Annotated in this window: 18 protein-coding genes and 2 pseudogenes; 8 read left to right on the forward strand and 12 right to left on the reverse strand. The window is 64.1% G+C overall.

Annotation, left to right across the window (positions count from 1 at the left end; translation table 11 throughout):
• Window positions 1–37: 37 nt before the first annotated feature.
• Complete coding sequence (locus E5P3_RS36480; protein ID WP_443083290.1) at window positions 38–382, forward strand: LysR family transcriptional regulator; 345 nt, start codon at window positions 38–40, stop codon at window positions 380–382.
• Complete coding sequence (locus E5P3_RS21065; protein WP_443083257.1) at window positions 295–996, forward strand: substrate binding domain-containing protein; 702 nt, start codon at window positions 295–297, stop codon at window positions 994–996. The genes E5P3_RS36480 and E5P3_RS21065 overlap by 88 nt, the downstream gene beginning before the upstream one ends.
• Here the strand turns inward: E5P3_RS21065 and E5P3_RS35830 are convergent.
• Window positions 974–1191 (reverse strand): annotated as a pseudogene (locus E5P3_RS35830) (IS110 family transposase); the annotation flags it as partial. The gene E5P3_RS21065 and the pseudogene E5P3_RS35830 overlap by 23 nt on opposite strands.
• A gap of 34 nt (window positions 1192–1225) precedes the next feature.
• Here E5P3_RS35830 and E5P3_RS21070 point away from each other — a divergent pair.
• Window positions 1226–1363, forward strand: a pseudogene (locus E5P3_RS21070) (IS5/IS1182 family transposase); the annotation flags it as partial.
• 167 nt (window positions 1364–1530) lie between these two features.
• On the opposite strand, the gene E5P3_RS21075 reads toward E5P3_RS21070, so the two are convergent.
• Both E5P3_RS21075 and E5P3_RS21080 read right to left on the reverse strand, forming a co-directional pair.
• Window positions 1531–2391, reverse strand: a complete 861-nt coding sequence (locus E5P3_RS21075) for a DMT family transporter (RefSeq protein ID WP_162587753.1) — start codon at window positions 2389–2391, stop codon at window positions 1531–1533.
• Window positions 2392–2398: 7 nt separating this feature from the next.
• A complete protein-coding gene (locus E5P3_RS21080; RefSeq protein WP_162587754.1) occupies window positions 2399–3283 on the reverse strand; it encodes a MurR/RpiR family transcriptional regulator in 885 nt (294 codons plus the stop codon).
• Window positions 3284–3358: 75 nt separating this feature from the next.
• On the opposite strand from E5P3_RS21080, the gene E5P3_RS21085 reads away from it, so the two are divergent.
• Together E5P3_RS21085 and E5P3_RS21090 are read left to right on the forward strand one after the other, a co-directional pair.
• Entirely contained in the window at window positions 3359–4255 is an 897-nt protein-coding gene (locus E5P3_RS21085) for an oxidoreductase (RefSeq protein ID WP_162587755.1), read from the forward strand.
• Window positions 4256–4508: 253 nt separating this feature from the next.
• Window positions 4509–4937: a hypothetical protein gene (locus tag E5P3_RS21090; protein ID WP_197893979.1), complete on the forward strand. Its 429-nt coding sequence runs from the start codon at window positions 4509–4511 to the stop codon at window positions 4935–4937.
• 157 nt (window positions 4938–5094) lie between these two features.
• Here E5P3_RS21090 and E5P3_RS21095 read toward each other — a convergent pair whose 3' ends face one another.
• The 8 genes from E5P3_RS21095 to E5P3_RS21130 form a co-directional block, all read right to left on the reverse strand.
• Window positions 5095–6753 carry a long-chain-fatty-acid--CoA ligase gene (locus tag E5P3_RS21095; protein WP_162587756.1) on the reverse strand — a complete coding sequence of 553 codons (1659 nt, stop codon included), beginning with the start codon at window positions 6751–6753 and terminating at the stop codon, window positions 5095–5097.
• A 12-nt stretch (window positions 6754–6765) separates the two neighbouring features.
• Window positions 6766–7695, reverse strand: a complete 930-nt coding sequence (locus tag E5P3_RS21100; RefSeq protein WP_162587757.1) for a Bug family tripartite tricarboxylate transporter substrate binding protein — start codon at window positions 7693–7695, stop codon at window positions 6766–6768.
• Between the two features lie 128 nt (window positions 7696–7823).
• Window positions 7824–8975: an acyl-CoA dehydrogenase family protein gene (locus E5P3_RS21105; RefSeq protein ID WP_162587758.1), complete on the reverse strand. Its 1152-nt coding sequence runs from the start codon at window positions 8973–8975 to the stop codon at window positions 7824–7826.
• A gap of 13 nt (window positions 8976–8988) precedes the next feature.
• The gene (locus tag E5P3_RS21110) at window positions 8989–10185 is read right to left on the reverse strand and encodes an acyl-CoA dehydrogenase family protein (RefSeq protein ID WP_162587759.1); all 1197 of its coding nucleotides are present in this window, start codon (window positions 10183–10185) and stop codon (window positions 8989–8991) included.
• A gap of 46 nt (window positions 10186–10231) precedes the next feature.
• Window positions 10232–11149: an SDR family NAD(P)-dependent oxidoreductase gene (locus E5P3_RS21115; RefSeq protein ID WP_162587760.1), complete on the reverse strand. Its 918-nt coding sequence runs from the start codon at window positions 11147–11149 to the stop codon at window positions 10232–10234.
• Between the two features lie 14 nt (window positions 11150–11163).
• Window positions 11164–12036: a MaoC/PaaZ C-terminal domain-containing protein gene (locus tag E5P3_RS21120; protein ID WP_162587761.1), complete on the reverse strand. Its 873-nt coding sequence runs from the start codon at window positions 12034–12036 to the stop codon at window positions 11164–11166.
• A complete protein-coding gene (locus E5P3_RS21125; RefSeq protein WP_162587762.1) occupies window positions 12033–12443 on the reverse strand; it encodes a Zn-ribbon domain-containing OB-fold protein in 411 nt (136 codons plus the stop codon). Before E5P3_RS21125 ends, E5P3_RS21120 begins: the two co-directional genes overlap by 4 nt.
• A 4-nt stretch (window positions 12444–12447) precedes the next feature.
• On the reverse strand, window positions 12448–13614 hold the full coding sequence (locus E5P3_RS21130; RefSeq protein ID WP_162587763.1) for a thiolase domain-containing protein: 1167 nt from the start codon (window positions 13612–13614) through the stop codon (window positions 12448–12450).
• Window positions 13615–13942: 328 nt separating this feature from the next.
• Between E5P3_RS21130 and E5P3_RS21135 the strand changes: the two genes are divergently transcribed.
• From E5P3_RS21135 to E5P3_RS21145, 3 genes are all read left to right on the forward strand, one after another.
• Complete coding sequence (locus E5P3_RS21135; RefSeq protein ID WP_162587764.1) at window positions 13943–14653, forward strand: GntR family transcriptional regulator; 711 nt, start codon at window positions 13943–13945, stop codon at window positions 14651–14653.
• Window positions 14654–14771: 118 nt separating this feature from the next.
• Window positions 14772–15650 (forward strand): alpha/beta fold hydrolase, encoded by an 879-nt coding sequence (locus E5P3_RS21140; protein WP_162587765.1) that lies wholly within the window; start codon window positions 14772–14774, stop codon window positions 15648–15650.
• A complete protein-coding gene (locus E5P3_RS21145; RefSeq protein ID WP_174263086.1) occupies window positions 15647–16696 on the forward strand; it encodes a leucyl aminopeptidase in 1050 nt (349 codons plus the stop codon). The genes E5P3_RS21140 and E5P3_RS21145 overlap by 4 nt, the downstream gene beginning before the upstream one ends.
• A 4-nt stretch (window positions 16697–16700) precedes the next feature.
• Here E5P3_RS21145 and E5P3_RS21150 read toward each other — a convergent pair whose 3' ends face one another.
• The gene (locus tag E5P3_RS21150) at window positions 16701–17429 is read right to left on the reverse strand and encodes an IclR family transcriptional regulator (protein ID WP_162587766.1); all 729 of its coding nucleotides are present in this window, start codon (window positions 17427–17429) and stop codon (window positions 16701–16703) included.
• Window positions 17430–17457 lie beyond the last annotated feature (28 nt).

Consider the following 17457-nt stretch of genomic DNA (forward strand, 5'->3'; position numbering starts at 1 on the left):
AAGTGGCGAAGGAAGATCTTTGGACCGTCTGCTGTCGATGAGGGTGTTTCAACGCGTTGTCGACGAAGGCGGGTTCGCGCTCGCAGCGCGATCGCTCAACATTTCGCCAACTACAGTCACGCGACTGATCGGCGACCTTGAGCAACATCTAGGTGCCCGCCTCCTGCAACGTACGACCCGGCGGATGGCCCTGACAGAGGCGGGAGAGAACTACCTAGAGCGGCTGCGGTTGGCTCTTCAGGAATGGTCAATGCCGAGGCTGCTGTGGCAGCCGACGTTACGGACCTGTCCGGTGTGCTTCGCGTCGTGTCGACGTCGACTCTCGCCACCAATCTGCTCGCGCCTGCCGTGCCGGCGTGGAGAAAGCAGCATCCACGGGTGAGCATGGAGATCATCGTGGACGATGCACCACTGAATCGGGCGGAGGAATTCGACGTGACATTCCTGGTTGGGGACGCCAACTTCAATGCCGACATCGTCGTGCGCCGGCTCTGGGAAAGCGATCGGATCCTATGCGCCTCCCCCCAATACCTGCGCGAGGCGGGAACGCCGAACGAAGCTCGAGATCTGGAGAACCATGTCTTCCTGCGCAATCCGTTCCGTCAGTCAGGTATGCATGGCGCAAGGCGCCTGCGTCTTCTGCCTGCAGGCCTTGCGCTGAAGGGCGGTCTGGTTGAAGTGGCGATCCAGGTTGGGCTTCCATCACCGAGTGTGGAGGTGCTGCAAAGAGCCGCGCTGAATGGCGCGGGCATTGCTCTGTTGCCACGGGTCCTGGTTGCTACGGAGTTGAGAGACGGCAATCTGATTCATGTGCTGCCAGACTGGGTTGGTCCCGGCTACACCCTGCAAAATCGGCACCTCGTGCCGGTACGTACCCGCGCGTTTCTGGATTTCATTCAGCGTCTGGAGAAGCCATCCCCTCGTGGCATGGCGAGCGATCTGTTTGCAACAGGAGCGACGGCACCCAGCACGCTCTCGGAATCCGTCCGTCCATGATCGAAATGGAGCGGGTGGCGTCACCGATCGATGCGACCAGCGCACTGGCGGTGATGGAGCCAATGCCCGGCCCCATGGCCAGCTTGCGCCTGAGATCGCTGCTGCGGTGCCAGGCGTCAATCTTGTCTTCGAGCTCCTCGACCTGGCGATCAAGATCTTGAGATGATCGAGCAGCCGCTGGACGAGCAGACGGAATCTGTAGCCTAAGAGGACGCGCAAGCGCGAGTTTTTGGAGGAGATGGTGCGCGTGGTGCCTTGGGACGCGCTGGTGCAGATCGTGGCACCGTACTACCCGAGCGCGAAGACCGGCCGCCCGCCGCTCGGCCTCGAGACGATGCTGCGCATCCACTACCTGCAGCAGTGGTTCCCCAATGCTCTGGATCGTTCGTCGCCTGGATGCGGGATGAGCGCGGCTTGCCGCAGTGCACAGTTGAGCAGCGGCAATATCGAACGGCGAATAGTGCAAAGTCGTAGCGCATCGGGTTGTCCGCTGCCGCCAGTGTCGCGAGGAGGCAGAACGTGGCAACGAGAGCATCAAAGACTGATCGCCGCGATTCCGGTCAGCACGACCACGGCACCAACGATGCGGCGCGCGAGATGGCTCTCCCGAAAGAGTATGTACGCGAAGAGGGAACCGATGATGATTGACGACTCGCGCAGGGGGGCGACAAGCGCAAGCGGTGCCGTCAGCATGGCGTTCAGCACGAGGATGTAGGCCAATGGGGAGAAGATGGCCACGACGAGAATAGGCACGGCATTGGTACGGAGTGCCGTGTAGATATGCAGTCGCTGTCGCAGTGCGCCCGGCGTCAGAATCAGGCTTTGCAGCAGAAGTGTTCCCGCGTAATAGCTAGCTGGCGTCAAATGCAGCGACGTGACCGCGTAACTGTCCCAGACGGTATAGCTGGCTATGGTGGCGCCTGTAGCGCCCCCCCAAAGCATGCCCTGGAGCGGGCGGCTACTTCCGCTTCTGAACGGGTTGCCAGCGACGACGAGGACGCCTGCGACGAACAGGAGCGCCCCGAAAAGCGCCACGAAATTAAGCCGCTCCCCCAGAAGAAGAATCGCAAACAGCATCGTGAGCACCGGCCCTGTGCCACGGGCGATCGGATAAACCACCCCAAGGTCGGCGCGATCGTAGCCAGCCTGCAAGGTCAGAGAGTACGCAATGTGCAATGCAGCCGAAACGGCGGCTGCCACCCCGAGCCGCCAATCCATCACCTGCTGTCCTTGCACCATGAGACCGATACCGATCGGAACCCACAGGAGCGTCGAAGCGCAACTGTAGGCCCAGACGAACAGCAAAGTGTTTCCCCGCTTGTACTTCGAGGCCAGGTTCCACACCGCATGCGCTACCGCTGCGGCAAGAACCATTGCGATGGTGCCGGGCTGCATCAGGGCATCAGGAAATGTCAGGCAGATCAATTCCCGCCCGCTCTGCCCAGCGGCTGCGCTCTTGATCGCGTAGAGCGAGGGCGGCGACCAACGCATCAAGAACGACGAGCTGGGCCAAACGACTCCCCGCAGCGGCCATCTGTGCCGGTAGTGGCGCGCCGCCGACGACAAGCGCGACGTCCGCGAGGGTTGCCAAAGGCGTGTCGTACTGATTGGTGACTGCGATCAGCGAGGCGCCGGCCGAGGATGCTGCATCGGCGACGGCTAGCGTTGAAGAGGTGCGACCAGTCGAGCTGACCGCAATGACGACGTCTTCTGCGCCTAGAAGCCGCGCCGCGATCATGGCCGACAAATGATCCGAGATGCCCACGGTCATCACGCCGATCGCACGCAGACGGAAGACCGCATCGGCGGCAACCGTCGAGGAAGGGCCAGCACCGAATGCAAATACCTGCCGCGCATGCTGGATCAAGCCGACGGCCTTGTCCAGCGCAGAGAGTTCGATGGCCCCACTGAGCGCAGTCAGTGCATCGGTACCGGCACGAATGGATGTTTCCAGCACGGAGCCCGACATCGCGCCCGCAGTGAGTACTTCAGGCAGAGAGAAGAACCGGGCTGTGCCGCGAGCACGAGCGATCTCGATCTTCAGTTCGGTAAAACCGCTGAACCCGAGCGCACGCGCGGCGCGGATCACGGTCGGCGGCGAAACGCCGGCCCGGGCGGCAACCTGTGCGGTCGTGTTCGCGCCGACAAACAAGGGATCGGCGAGCAAGAGATCGACAACTTTCGCCTCACTTGCGGCGAGATCGCCGCTTCGAGCTTGAATGCTGCCGATCCACTGCTGTAACCGACGCTCGCCTTCGGAAACTCCGTTACCTACATCGCATTTCATGTGTAATATATTACATTCCCCGCATGAGGGTCGCAACCGGCCCGTGGATAGATGCCGTTAAAGGAATCCACTTTCATGAACACTGAAATCAATGCAGCTGTCGCTGTCGTGGGTCCCGGTGCGATCGGCACCACGGTCGCGGCGATGCTGCATGAGGTTGGCCGCACGCCATCGCTGTGTGGACGGACTCTCCGCGATCACCTGACGTTGCTAGAGGGCAGCCACTCCATGACCGTTCCCGGCCCGGTTCGGACGAGCCCTAAGCAGATCACTCGCACGGCTGATCTTGTCTTTCTCGCGGTCAAGGCCACGCAGATCGAGGCGGCAGCAGAATGGCTCGCCGTGCTGGTCGGTCCAGAAACCGTCGTGTGCGTTCTGCAGAACGGGATCGAACAGGTGCAGAGGGTTGGCCCACACGCTCCACGCGGGCGCATCATTCCCGCTGTCGTGTGGTTTCCTGCACAGGCGCAATCCGATGCCTCGGTACGCCTGCGCGGGGACGTTCGCCTAACCCTGCCAGACACTGCAGCTTCCCGCGTCGTGGCCGAAGCGCTGCAAGGCACACGGTGCGCCGTGGACTTGGCCGCAGACTTCAGCGCTTTGGCTTGGCGCAAGTTGGTGCAGAACGCGGTAGCTGGGCTCATGGCGCTCACGCACCGTCGTTCGGGCATGTTCAGCCGCGCTGACATCGCTGAGCTAACCCTTGCCTATGCGCGGGAATGTCTGGCCGTGGCCCGGGCTGAAGGTGCCGAACTCGGCGACGAAGTGCCGCAGGAGATCCTCGAAAAATTCCAGGCGGCGCCGACGGACATGAGCACCTCCATCCTCACGGATCGAGAAGCTGGTCGGCCCCTCGAATGGGATATCCGCAACGGTGTCGTCGCACGTCGCGGACGGGCTCACGGCATTTCAACGCCGATAAGCGACGTTTTGTTGCCGCTCCTCGCGGCTGCAAGCGACGGTCCAGGCTGACCCTGCGGCCTATGCCCTCGCTATCGCTTATTTTCCTCCTCGCTCTTGGCGCAGGAGTCCTCAGCGGTGTTGTTGGTACAGGCTCGTCGTTGATCATGCTGCCAGCCCTTGTGACCTTGTACGGGCCACGAAGCGCGGTGCCCATCATGGCGATCGCCTCCCTGTTCGGCAATATCGGGCGTGTGATCGTCTGGTAGCACGAAATTCGCTGGCGGCCCGTGCTGGCCTACTCGCTGACTGGGGTCCCACCGCCGTGTTGGGCGCCCACACGCTGCTGACAATTCCACCCGCCATCCTGGACGTATTCCTGGCCGCCTTCTTCCTCGCGATGATCCCGCTGCGCCGCATCATCAGGCGCGCTCATATCCACCTGCGCATCTGGCATATGGCCTTCGCCGGGGCGCTGGCCGGATTTCTTACCGGATTAGTACTGTTCACCGGCCCGCTCAGCGTGCCGGTATTCTCCGGTTCCGGCATGAGCGGCGGAGCATTCCTCGGATCGGAGGCGGCAAGCGCAATCTTGCTCTACGCGGGCAAGCTCTGCACCTTCGGCGCATCCGGCGTGCTCATCCCCCGTTGTTTCGCGAGGACTCACGATCGGCCTTGCGTTGCTCGCTGGTTCGATGATCGCGAAGCGTCTCGTCAAGCGGCTCCAAACGCATACCTTCGAGCTTCTCATTGATGCCGCGCTCGTCGCGGGAGCGGCAGGAATGATCCTCGCCTGTTGACGCTCGCTGAAAACTGACCCACCGGGGTCAGTTCACCGCAAGCGTCAACACAGTGATGATCGACCGGACGCTCAAGGGCACGTCAGAAAGGGCGATCACAAACTATCTGGACTAGGGACTTGAGCGTGAGTTGGTTGCGGATGTCGCGCGCTCCTTGACTCGCTCGGCTTCCTGCAACTGGCGCCATGCGACCTTTCCTGTGGCCAGTTTAGGAAGCTGCTCCACGAAGTCCACCATCCGTGGATATTTGTAAGCCGCCATCCTGGCCTTGCACCAGTCGATGATGTCCTGAGCATGCACCCGTGCTTCGGCCGCGTCGTTCAGCACGATCACAGCCTTCACGGTTTCTCCGCGGTAGGGGTCGTTGGCGGCGATCACACAAGCCTCTCGGACGTCGGGGTGCTCATGCAGCAGTGCTTCGATCTCGGAGGGCCATACCTTGTAGCCCGAAGCGTTGACCATGCGCTTGATCCGGTCGACGATGAAGAAGTACCCTTCATGGTCCACATACCCAAGATCGCCACTGCGAAAGAACCGGTTGCCGTCCAGCTCGATGAACGCCTCGCGGGTCGCCTGCTCGTTGCGCCAATAGCCTTCGAACAGCTTGTCGCTGGAAATGGCGATCTCCCCCACCTCGCCCTGCGGCAACTCTTGCAGACTCTGTGTGTCAACAATGCGGACATCCGTGTCGAACAGGGGTACGCCTAGGCATTGGCGCTTGAAGTGCGCGGCGGGATTGCCAGTGAAGAGCATGCCTTCGGACAGTCCATAGCTTTCGAGATAGTCAAGCCCGAGGCGGGCCTTGGCGCGCTCGCCCACCGCCTGCGGCAGGCCGGCACCGCCGCCGCCGAGGCGCCGCAATGCGCTCAGATCGTGGCTTTCCAACTGTGGGCTGGCCAGAAAGTCGATCAGCATGGTGGGCGTCGTGTTCCAGTGCGTGACCCCGTACCGCGCCATCAGTTCGGCGGCCGCATTTCGATTCCACCGCGGAAGCAGAACGAGCGCCCCGCCGACGTAGATCGGCGTGTTCATCATGTTTTGCATTCCCGAGATGTGAAAGAACGGCATCACCGCGAGCACGACTGTCTTCGACTGCATTCCCATCCAGTGCGCAACCGTGTTGATGCTCGCCATCATCGAGCGATGCGTGTGCATGCAGCCCTTGGGACTTCCGGTCGTCCCCGAGCTGTAGAGGATCACAGCCAACTGTGAGGGATCGTGATCGACGGGCCGATTGGGTACGCGACCAGCGGCCGTCGCGGCAGCGAAATCATGCACCTTCTGTGGGTGGTCCTCTCCCCTGCCGCGGGCTGCTGAAGCGCCCGTCACGATCACCGCCGATAATTCGGAGAACTCCTCCATGGTCAGCAGCTCCCCTAGATTTTCGGCGCTGCAGAACGCCACCCGCGCCTCGCTGTCCCTGCGGTAGTGCCCGAGCTCGCCGTGCTTGTTCATCGGATTTACCGGGACCAGCACCGCGCCGAGTCGCAAGATCGCGTAGTACGCGATCACGAACTCCCGGCAGTTCTGCATGTACACCATGACCCGGTCGGCCGCCTTCACGCCCAGGTCCTGCTCCAGGTAGCCGGCCAGCCGGTCCACCTCTTCAAGCAAGCCGCTGTAGGTCAGGGAACCATGCAGGTCGAACAGTACCGCCTTGTCGGGAAAGCGTGTCGCCGAAACGAACAGATTGAAGTAGAGGTTCGTGGCCGGCGTGGTCAGCTGATGAGGAAGATGCTGAGGCCATGTGCGGACTTGGTACGGCGTCATTGAACCCTCACCTCAATCGACGGTGATGTTGAAATCCGTGATGGCCTTTGCCCATGTCTTCCGATCGCGGGCCACCCTCTGACCGAAGGCCGCTTCATCGCCGCCGGTGGGCTCCTGCCCCGTTGCCAGGATGCGCGCCGCGATGTCCTGACGCTGGACTGCCTTGACGATCAGTTGGGACAGCTGCTCTACGATCGCCTTGGGTGTCCCGGCAGGCGCGAAGATGCCGCAGAATCCGCTAGCGTTCATCTCGGGAAAGCCTGCCTCGATGAAGGTCGGCACGTCCGGCAACAGCACGGAGCGAATGGGATTCGCCACCGCGAGGATCCGGATCTTGCGGGTGTCCGCCTGCTGCTTGTACGTGCCGACCGCGCCCCACCCGCTGGTGATGTGACCCGCAAGAACGTCCTGCATCGCGGGCATCTCGCCGCCGTAGGGCACATGGACCAGCTTGATGCCGGCATGCTGCGAGAACTGCTCGGCCCAGATGTGTGCCGATGTCCCTTTCCCGTAGGAGCCATAGCTCAGCTTGCCCGGCTCGGCCTTGGCCAGCGCGACGAAGGACTTCAGGTCGGTGACCGGCACGTTGGCTCCCACCCCGAAGACCACCGGCGTGTTCGACACTTCGGCCACCGGCGCGAGGTCGCTCAGCCGGTAAGACGAGCTCTTGCGCAGCAGGTCGGCTTGCAGGACGCCCGTGTGCGTGATGAGCAGCGTGTGCCCGTCCGGCGCGGATTGCGAAACCGCCGTGGCCGCGATCATGCCGCCCGCCCCGGTCTTGTTCTCCACGATGACGGGTTGCTTCAGTTCCCTGGTGAGCTCCTCACTGAGAACCCGCGCGATCGTGTCGATGCTGCCACCCGGGTTGGTCGGCACGATGAGCTTGATGGGCCTGTTGGGGAAAGCAGGCTGGGCCGAGGCCAGCGTTCCTGCGGTTGCCATGACGGCAGCAAGAGCGAGGCCCTTGCAACTTGAGAAAAAGACGCGACGCTTCATGGAGATTCCTTTGCTGCTTCAGGTGGGGGAAATCAGTCGAAACCGTGAGGTGCGATAACAATCCGTACGCCACATCAGGGCGCGGGGCCGTCGCCGGCAAAAGCGGGTTGCTCGGCGAACCGGGCCAAGTGATGGTCGGTGTCGCCCAGCATCGACTCGATGACCGTGAGCCGCTTGACATGGTGGGAGACCGGCAGTTCGTCCATGAGCCCCATGCCGCCATGCAGTTGCACGGCCTGCTGCGCAATGAACTTCATGGCCTGGCCGACGCGAACCTTCGCTGCCGAAGCCATGCGTCTGCGCTCCTGCGGATCGATGTCGGCCGACAGCGTGGCCGCCGCCAGCATCGCCACGGCGCGCGCCTGGGCAAGGTGGATGACCATGTCGACCATGCGATGCTGGAGAGCCTGAAAGCTGCCGATGGCAACGCCGAACTGCTGGCGGGTCTTGAGATACGCCAGAGTCTCTGTGTTCAGCATCTCCATGGCACCGACGGCTTCGCCGCACAGCAGCGCGATGCCGTAGTCTGTTGCCGCCTCCAGCATCTCCCAGCCGGCGCCCTCGGCGCACAGCAGGGACGATGCCGGGAGCTGGACGTTCGACAGCTCGACATGGGCCGCGCGAAGACCGTCGATGGTGCGATAGTCCCGAACATTCAGGCCCGGGGCGTCGCGAGGCACCAGACAGAGGGAAATGCCGCCGGTGTCGCGCCGCGCACCCGACGAGCGGGCGGACACGACGAGCTGGTGCGCCTGCGCGCCGTGCGTCACGACCGTCTTCACCCCGTTCAGCAGATAGCCGCCGTCGCTCGCTTTGGCCGTCGTCGCGATGTCGAAGAGATCGTGCCGGGATTGCCGCTCCCCCAGGGCACAAGCCAGCTTGAGCCGACCGGCGGCGATCTCCTCGAGCCGTGCCTCGTGCCGGCCGGACAGCATGAGAAACTGCGCGCCCATGGCGGTGGCGAAGCACGGCTCGACCACCAGGCCGCGCCCCAGTTCCTCCATCACGATGAACATGTCGAGGGCGCTCCCGTCGAAGCCGCCAACCGACGCCGGCATCGCCAGCGCCGTCACGCCCAGTTCGGCCAGGGCGTCCCAGGCTTTGCCGGACACGCCTTCGTCGCCGTGCACGATCGCGCGGCGCTGCTCGAAGCCGTAGTCCTTTGCGATCCAGCGGCGCAGTGCATCGGCGAACTGCTGCTGTTCCTGTGTGTAGTCGAAGTTCATGTCGGCACGCTCCTCACAAGCCCAGCACCAGCTTGGCCACGACGTTCTTCTGGATCTCGTTCGAACCGCCGTAGATCGCGATCTTTCGATGGTTCAGGTACAGCGAGGCCAACGGGGCCGCGTCATCGTTGTCGGCGGCGCTGTGCATCCGCTCCCCGGTAAGAAACGCCGGGTCGAAAGGGGCGCCGTAGGGCCCCACTGCCTCGAGCATCAGCTCGGTGATGCCCAGTTGGATCTCGCTGCCCTTGATCTTCAGCATGGAGGCCTCCGGCGGGGGCGCCTTTCCGTGGCTCGTCTGGGCGATGGTCTTGCGCACGAGCATTTCGAGCCCCATGAGCTCGATCTCCAGCGAGGCCACCTTCGCGGCGAACACCGGATCGTTCAGCAGCGACTTGCCGCTCTTGTGCTGCTTGCGAGCGAGCTGCTTGAGAAGACCCAGCTCCCGCTTGGACCGGCCCACCGCAGCGATGTTCGTGCGCTCGTGGCTCAGCAGGTACTTGGCATAGGTCCAGCCCCTGTTCTCCTCGCCGATCAGGTTCTCGACGGGAACCTTGACGTTGTCGAAGAACACTTCGTTCACCTCGTGTTCCTCATCGAGCATGATGATGGGCCGCACGGTGATTCCGGGGCTGTCCATGTCGATGAGCAGGAAGGAGATGCCCTCCTGCTTGCGCGCCTGCGCGTCGGTGCGCACGAGGCAGAAGATCATGTTGGCGTACTGCGCCCAGGTGGTCCAGGTCTTCTGACCGTTCACGACGTAGTGGTCGCCCACGCGCTCGGCGCGCGTCTTGAGCGCGGCCAAGTCGGAGCCCGCGCCAGGTTCGGAGTAGCCCTGGCACCACCAGTCGTCGCAATTCAGGATGCGCGGCAGGTAGTGGCGCTTCTGCGCCTCGTTGCCGAAGGCCATGATGACCGGCGCCACCATGTTGACTCCGAAGGGCATGATGATCGGCGCCCCAGCGGCGGCGCATGCCTCGTCCCAGATGTGGCGCTGCACCGCCGTCCAGCCCGTCCCCCCGTGCTCGACCGGCCAGTTGGCGCCGACCCAGCCCTGCGCGGCTACGATGCGATGCCAGCGCACGAAGTCCTCGCGGCCGAGCCGTTTGTGATGGCGCACCTTGGCTTGCAGGTCTGCGGGCAGGTTCTGGCGCAGCCAGGCGGCCACGGTCTCGCGGAAGGCAAGGTCCTGCGGGCTGTAGTTCAGATCCACGTTTTCTCCGTCGGTTCGGTTCTTTTTGAGGGCGCGGCGCGACTGGCTAGATGGGCGGCCAGTTGAAGACGTCCGCCGTCTCTTCCAGCGGCGTCAGCGCACCGCGCATGGCAGGCAGCGCGTGCTCGGCGATGTCCCGCGGCGTCCAGCCGTCGGACCGGTGCACGGACTTCACGGCACGCGGCTGGCTCATGAGCATGATCTCGTTGCCGCGCACGGCGAATACTTGGCCGTTGACATCCGCGGCCAGGTCGCTGGCCAGGAAGACTGCCAGCGGCGCGACCTTGGCCGGCGTCATCAGTTGTTGCTTTCGCTCGGCCGCCAGACGCTGGGCCTCGGTGGTGATGGGCACGGAGGCGACCATGCGCCCCCAGGCAAAAGGCGCGATGCAATTGGAGCGGACGCCCGAGCGCTGCATGTCGATGGCAATGGTGCGCGACAGGCCGACGATGCCCATCTTGGCGGCCGCGTAGTTGGCCTGCGCACGGTTGCCGACCAGGCCGGAAGTGGAGGTCATATGGACGAAGGCACCACCTCCCTGCTCCTTGAAGAAGCCGGCCGCTGCGCTGCTGGTGTAGAAGGAGCCGTACAGGTGCACCTTCACCACGGCATCCCACTCTTCCTCGCTCATCTTGTGGAAGAAGCGATCCCGCAGGATGCCGGCGTTGTTCACGACGCAGTCGATCCGGCCGAAGGTGTCGACTGCCTGCTGAATCAGACGCTGTGCGCATTCGCGGGTGGCGATGGAGTCGGTGTTGGGCGCTGCTTCGCCGCCCGCTGCGCGGATTTCGGCGGCCACGGCTGCGGCCGGCCCGGTGTCGTTGCCCTCGCCGCTAAGCGATGCACCGATGTCATTGACGACAACGCGGGCGCCCGCCTGCGCGAGCTGCAGGGCGGTGTCGCGGCCGATGCCGCCACCGGCGCCGGTGACCACGGCCACCTTGCCAGACATGGATTCGTTCATGAATTCATCCTCGATCATTGAAAACGTGCCCGCCCATGGCTGATCACCACGGCGTTGCGTGCGACAACATGGCCTTCGAGCGCCACGTGAGCGCCCTCGTCCCACATCCGGAATTCGACCTCCTCGCCCGGGTACAGGGGCAAAGAGAAGCGGGCGTCCAGCCCGACCAGCCGCTCGGCGTCGCCATTGGCGAACGCGCGGATGGCTGCGATGGCGGCAAAGCCGTAGGTCGCCAGGCCGTGCAGGATCGGCCGCGAAAAGCCCGCGCGCTGTGCAACCCGGGGGTCGATGTGCAACCTGTTCCTGTCGCCGCACAGGCGGTAGAGCAATGCTGCATCGGCGCGCACGCTGCAGCGTTCGTGCCGGTCAGGCGCGCGGGTGGGCATGGCCTCCAGCGCGGGCATTGGCGCATCGTCCAGCGCCAGGTCATCCGCACCACTCGCAGAGAAGCCACCGTCGCCGCGGCAGAAGAACGCTTGCCACGCATGGCCATAGCGCTCGCCGCCTTCGGACTGGAGGGTCTTGCACACCGTGATCAATGCGCCCTTGCCCGCCCCTTTGTCGACGACGCGGGTCACGCGAGAACTGCCGACCACCCGGCCCTGCGCGGGCAGCGGCCGTTCCAGCGCAACGCGCTGTTCTGCGTGGACCAGGCGCGCGGAATCGATCTCCATCGACTTCTCGTCGCGCGCCCAGAAGCCGGGTGAGGCGATCACGCTCGCTATCGACGGCACGGCCACCTGGCCGACCTCGTCCACGAGCCGCAGCTGGCGCGCATCGAGCGGGTCTGACACGGCGCCGATAGCCAGCGCGTAGAGCGCGGCATCGTGGAGCGTGTAGTCATGAACAACGGTCCGGCTCCAAGCGCTGACTGCGTCGAGGTTCATGCGGCCGCGCCCGCGTCTTGCAGCACGAAGACTGGCACCCTGACCTCGCCGGCGCGCCCGAACGCCACCCGCACGGCAGCGCCGACGGTCAGCCGCCCGGGTGCCGCGTCCACGATGTTGCTGAGGACGCGGAACCCCTCCTCCAGCTCGACGAACGCCAGCACCTGGCGGTCCGAGGCTGGCCCGGTCACGGTGTAGGAGTAGATGCGGCCTTGGCCGCTTGCCTCGGCCCAATCCACCTCGACCGTGAAGCAGTGCGGGCAGCTGCGGCGCGGGTAGTAGTGGACCTTGCCGCAGTCGCGGCAGCAGCCGTAGAGCAGCCGGCCCTGGGCCGCTGCCGCAAAGAAGGCTTCGTTTTCGGGATTGGTGGCGGGCGCCGGCCACTGGCGGTCGTCAGAGAGAAACATGGGATCAATTCCGTCCGAGGATGAGCGTGGCGCTGCCATGGCGGGCACCTAGGTTGCCACCCGTGCCTTGCGCGAGGGCGATCTCGCAGCCGGGAACCTGCACCTTCGGATGCGCTTCGCCGCGCAACTGGCGCACCGCCTCGATCACCTTGGTGATGCCGCCGCGGTTGGCCGGGTGGTTGTTGCACAACCCGCCGCCGTCGGTGTTGAAGGGCAGGCGGCCGACGCCGGAGATCAGGTTCCCGTCCTGCACGAAGCGCCCGCCCTCTCCTTTGCGGCAGAAACCGAGGTCTTCGAGTTGGAGCAGCACGGTGATGGTGAAGCTGTCGTAGATGGATGCGTACTGGATGTCCGCCGGCGCCACCCGGGCCTCGGCAAAGGCTTGCGGGCCCGATTGCGCCGCGCCGGTGACCAGCAGGCCTTCGTCCCATCCGCCATATGCGCCGCGCACCGCTTCGCCGGCGCCCAGCACGTTGATCACGGGGCGCGCGAGGGTGCGGGCGATCTCGGGCCGGGTCACGACCAGTGCCCCGCCGCCATCGCTGACCACACAGCAGTCCAGGCGATGCAGAGGGTCTGCAACCAGCGGTGAATTGACGACTTCTTCGACGGTGACCGGCTGGCGCAACATGGCGTGGGGGTTGTACTGCGCATGGGTGGAGGCCGCGACCTTGATCCAGGCCAGCTGCTCTGGCGTGGTGCCGTATTCATGCATATGGCGACGCGCCACCAGCGCGTAGCCGGCCAGCGTGTTCATGCCGAAGGGTTGCTCGAAGGCCACGTCGGGCGAAGTCGCGCCGTATTCGCGCGGCTTGGCGGTGGAAGGGTCGGTGCGCGGCTTGCCGGCCAGCGTGATCAGCGCCACATTGCACTTGCCTGCCTCGATGGCCTGGGCGGCGTGCGCCACGTGGATGAGGTAGGAAGACCCACCCGTTTCCGTGGTGTCCAGGTGCTTCACCCGCAGGCCCATGTAGTCCAGCATGGACAGCGGCCCCAGGCCCGGCGCGTCGCCCGCGCAGAAATACGCGTCCACGTCCCGCATGGAAAGCCCCGCGTCGGCCAGCGCCCCGCGCGCGCACTCGGCGTGCAACTGGGCAACCGAATGATGCTCGGCCTTGCGCAAAGGATGCTCGAAGGCGCCGGCGATGCAGGCTTTTCTCTTGATCGTCATCGGCAGGCCCCCGAACGGTTGCCGCAAGCGTCCGGAACGCGAGCGCGCGCGTGCCCGGCCGGATGGCTGCGGAATGTCGGAGCCGCAAACACGGCGGCGCCAGGGAATGGCGAAGGCCAGGGTGAACCCATTTTTCGTTCTCGCATCAAAGTTCAAAGTTCTGCCTGAAAGAATGACGTTCTGTATTCAGGTTGTTATTCTGATCTGAACTCAGAGAAAAATGCAATAGGGTTAAGATCTAAAAGTCGTCACACAGGCCCCACACCGCCGCAGCGCGGGTGCTTGCCCTTCCGTTGCGCCGAGCCGTTGCCGTCCCACCCAAGTGAACATGTCCATCTCCGCCGCCCAAGATCGCCCGTCCGCCACCGAGAAGGTCAGCACCGCCGTCTACGATGCGCTTCGCTCCAAAGCCATCACGCACGCCTTCCTGCCCGGCGAGCGTCTGAACGAAGGCGAATTGGCCACGGAACTTCATGTCTCGCGAACACCGCTTCGCGAAGCGCTCAATCGGTTGACAACCGAAGGCTTTCTCCGCGCCGTGCCAGGAAAAGGCTTCTATTTCAAGGAACTCGACCCGAAAGAACTCTTTGATCTGTACGAACTGCGCGCGATGCTTGAACTCACCGCGGCGCGACTGGCAACCGAGCGGGCAAGCACGGAACAGATCGATTCGCTGATGGCGAGCACCGATGAAGCAGCCAACGGGATGGAGTGCTCAAAGACTGAACTGATCGCACAGGATGAGCAGTTCCACGAACGCCTTGTCGCACTGGCGGGCAACACGGAAATGTCGCGGGTCCTGCACAACATCAATGCGCGCATCCAATTCGTGCGCTGGATCGAGGTCGGCGAACCCACCCGCAGGGCCGCGCACCACTCCCACAAAGCCATCGCCCAAGCCTTGCAGAGGCGCGATGCCGAAGCCTGCGAGGCGCTGTTGGGCAAACACATTCGGCGACGGCAAGACGACATCATCGAAGCAGCCCACGCACGCATGGCCCAGTTGTTCACGGAGCGTGCGGCGCTTCACAGGCGCTGACGCTCAAAGCTGCGCCCGCCGAACCATTGACAATGAGAGCTGCATTGGAATAGAATTCAATTCTTCCAGAAAGAATATTGAGCTCAGTTCTTGCGCAGGCGTCGACCGAACCGTTCGCATGGTCGATGCAGCGCACGCGGCGCATCGTTGTTGGCTGTCAGGAAAAGCTTTGACTCTTACTTTGGGCGCCCACATCAGGGCCAATGGCATCCGCCAGCATTACCTGCATTGCCCGGGGGCCGGCCCGCGCGTGCTGATCGTTCCAGGCATCGTGAGCCCCGCCATCCTTTGGCGACATGTGGGTGAGTGGCTTCAAGCCACTCACGACTGCTTTGCGCTGGATGTACGCGGCCGGGGCCTGTCGGAGACGGGCGTGCACCTCGATTACGGCCTGGACGCCTGCGCGGCTGATCTGGTGGGATTCGTTCGCACCATGGATCTTGCCCCGCTGACCCTCGTCGGGCACTCGATGGGGGCGCGCATTGCGGCGAAAGCGGCTATCACCGCCCCGGAGTTGTTCGATTCACTGGTGCTGCTGGACCCCCCGACGAGCGGGCCTGGCCGCCGACCGTACCCAGTGCCCAAATCCCGCACGCTCGGGTTGCTGCGATCCGCGCAGCGTGCAGAAGCCCCCCCCGCCGTCCATGCCCCGGAATCACAGCCGTGGCCAGACGAACTGCTGCGGCTGCGCAGAGAGTGGCTTCCGACGTGTGACGAGCGGGCCGTGCATGCCGCCTATGACGATTTCCATGCCCAGGATCTGTTCGCCGACTTGGCCGGGACGCAGATGCCCGTGTCGCTGATTGCGGCGGGCACCGGCGACGTTGTGTCTGATGCGGACATCGAGGAGATGCGCCGCGTGCACGCTGGCCTGCGGGCCGTTCGGCTGGCCGGCGTCGGCCATCAGATGCAGGCAGAGAACTTTGCCGCGTTCAGGCAAGCGCTGGGCGCGATGTTGAACAAGCAGGAACCCGAAACCGAAAGAGGCGATTCATGAAAGTGGATGCGGAAATCTTGGAACTTTTCACGCGCGAGCTAGCACTGTGCGGCGTGAAGGCAGGCGAGTCGGTGGTCGTGCTCACCGCCGACGATGAGTGGGCTGAGAACGCGCACGCCTTCATGGCGGCGGCAGGGCAATTGGGCGCGACGACCTTCAACCTCAACGTGCGCCGCGGCCAATCCAATGCGGTGGGCGTACAGGGCCGCCATCCGCTCGTGGGCAACGCGCTAGCGATGCAAACGCTCAAGTCGGCGACCATGGTGATCGACATGGTCGGCCTGCTCTTTTCGCGCGAGCAGGCGGAGATTCAGGCCGCCGGCGTGCGCATCCTGCGCGTGATGGAGCCCTTCCACGTGCTCAAGCAGATGTTCCCGACCGAGGACCTGCGCCGCCGCGTGGAGTATGCCAAGGGCCTGCTCGAGCGCGCCCGCCAGCTACGTTTTACCTCGGCCGCGGGGACCGACATCGTCTACCGGCTCGGCCAGTACCCGGTGATCTCCGAGTACGGCTACACCAACGAGCCGGGACGCTGGGACCATTTCCCCTCGGGCTTCTCGTTCACGCAGGGCGACGACGGGGCGGTGGACGGGGTGGTGGTGCTGCAGCCAGGCGACATCCTCTGCGCGTTCAAGCAATACGTGCAGTCGCCGGTGACGCTGCGCGTGGAAAAAGGGATGGTGGTCGACATCTCCGGCGACGGCCTGGACGCGCAACTCATCGAGAGCTACATCGACAGCTTCCACGATCCCCGCGCCTACGCGATCTCGCACATCGGCTGGGGACTCAACGAAAAGGCGCGCTGGTATCAGTTCTCGGTCACGCGCCAGCTCCCGGCCGAGCACGTCATGAATGCGCTGTCGTTCTACGGGAACGTCCTGTTCTCGCTCGGGCCCAATCTCGAACTCGGTGGTACCAACGACACCGCTTGCCACCTCGACTTGCCGATGCGCGGTTGCAGCCTCTGGCTTGACGACACGCAGATCCTGCGCGACGGGGATGTGATCCATCCCGAAATGCAAGTTCAGGCTTCGACGCAGCCCTAAGCCGTCATGGCGGCGATCCAGCTGCCTGGTGCTCGAGCCGTGCTGGATCGCCTCCAAGGCGACGCGTCAGGTCGGCTGCTGCACGCAACACGGCTTGCTTCATGCCGGGTAGATGATCATTCGAAAAACGCGCCGCAGGCCCTGATATTGCCAGCGCACCGCGCAGGCTGTCTCGCGGGCCGAAAACCGGTGCTGAGATCGCGCCGATGTCGGGCTCACGCTCTCCCACAGTCACGATGCAGGGGTTGGTCGGAAAGCTTTCCGGCGGCGTGACGGTGCGATCAAAGCCTGCAAGCACGCGGCCGGCGGCACCCCGGTCGAGCGGCAGCAGGTCACCTGTGCGGATGTGATCGCGGATCGAACGTGGCGAATCCACGCGGAAAAGGCAAACGCGAAGATTGCCTTCGCGGGTGAAGAAGGAAGCGCCCTCCTCCGTTTCCTGCACCAGGCGGCGCAGGATCGGCGGCACATGGTCATCCAGCCTCAAGGACGCCTGGTAGAGCCCGCCCCAATGCAACAGCATTGAGCCGAGTTGGTAGCTGCCGTCGTCCAGCCGCACGATGCAGTGTTCTTGCACCAGCGTGCTAATGAGCCGAAGGATCGTGCTCTTGTACATCCCCGTGCGCAATGCGATCTCGTTGAGGCTCAACGAAGTGTCGCTCGTATGGAACGCGTTGAGGATGGCAAACGCTCGCTCCACAGCAGCGACGCCGCTGGCCTTATCGGACGGCAAACCAGACTTTCGTTCTGTTTTTGATCCT

It is taken from the genome of Variovorax sp. RA8 (genome assembly GCF_901827175.1).
GTDB lineage: Bacteria > Pseudomonadota > Gammaproteobacteria > Burkholderiales > Burkholderiaceae_C > Variovorax.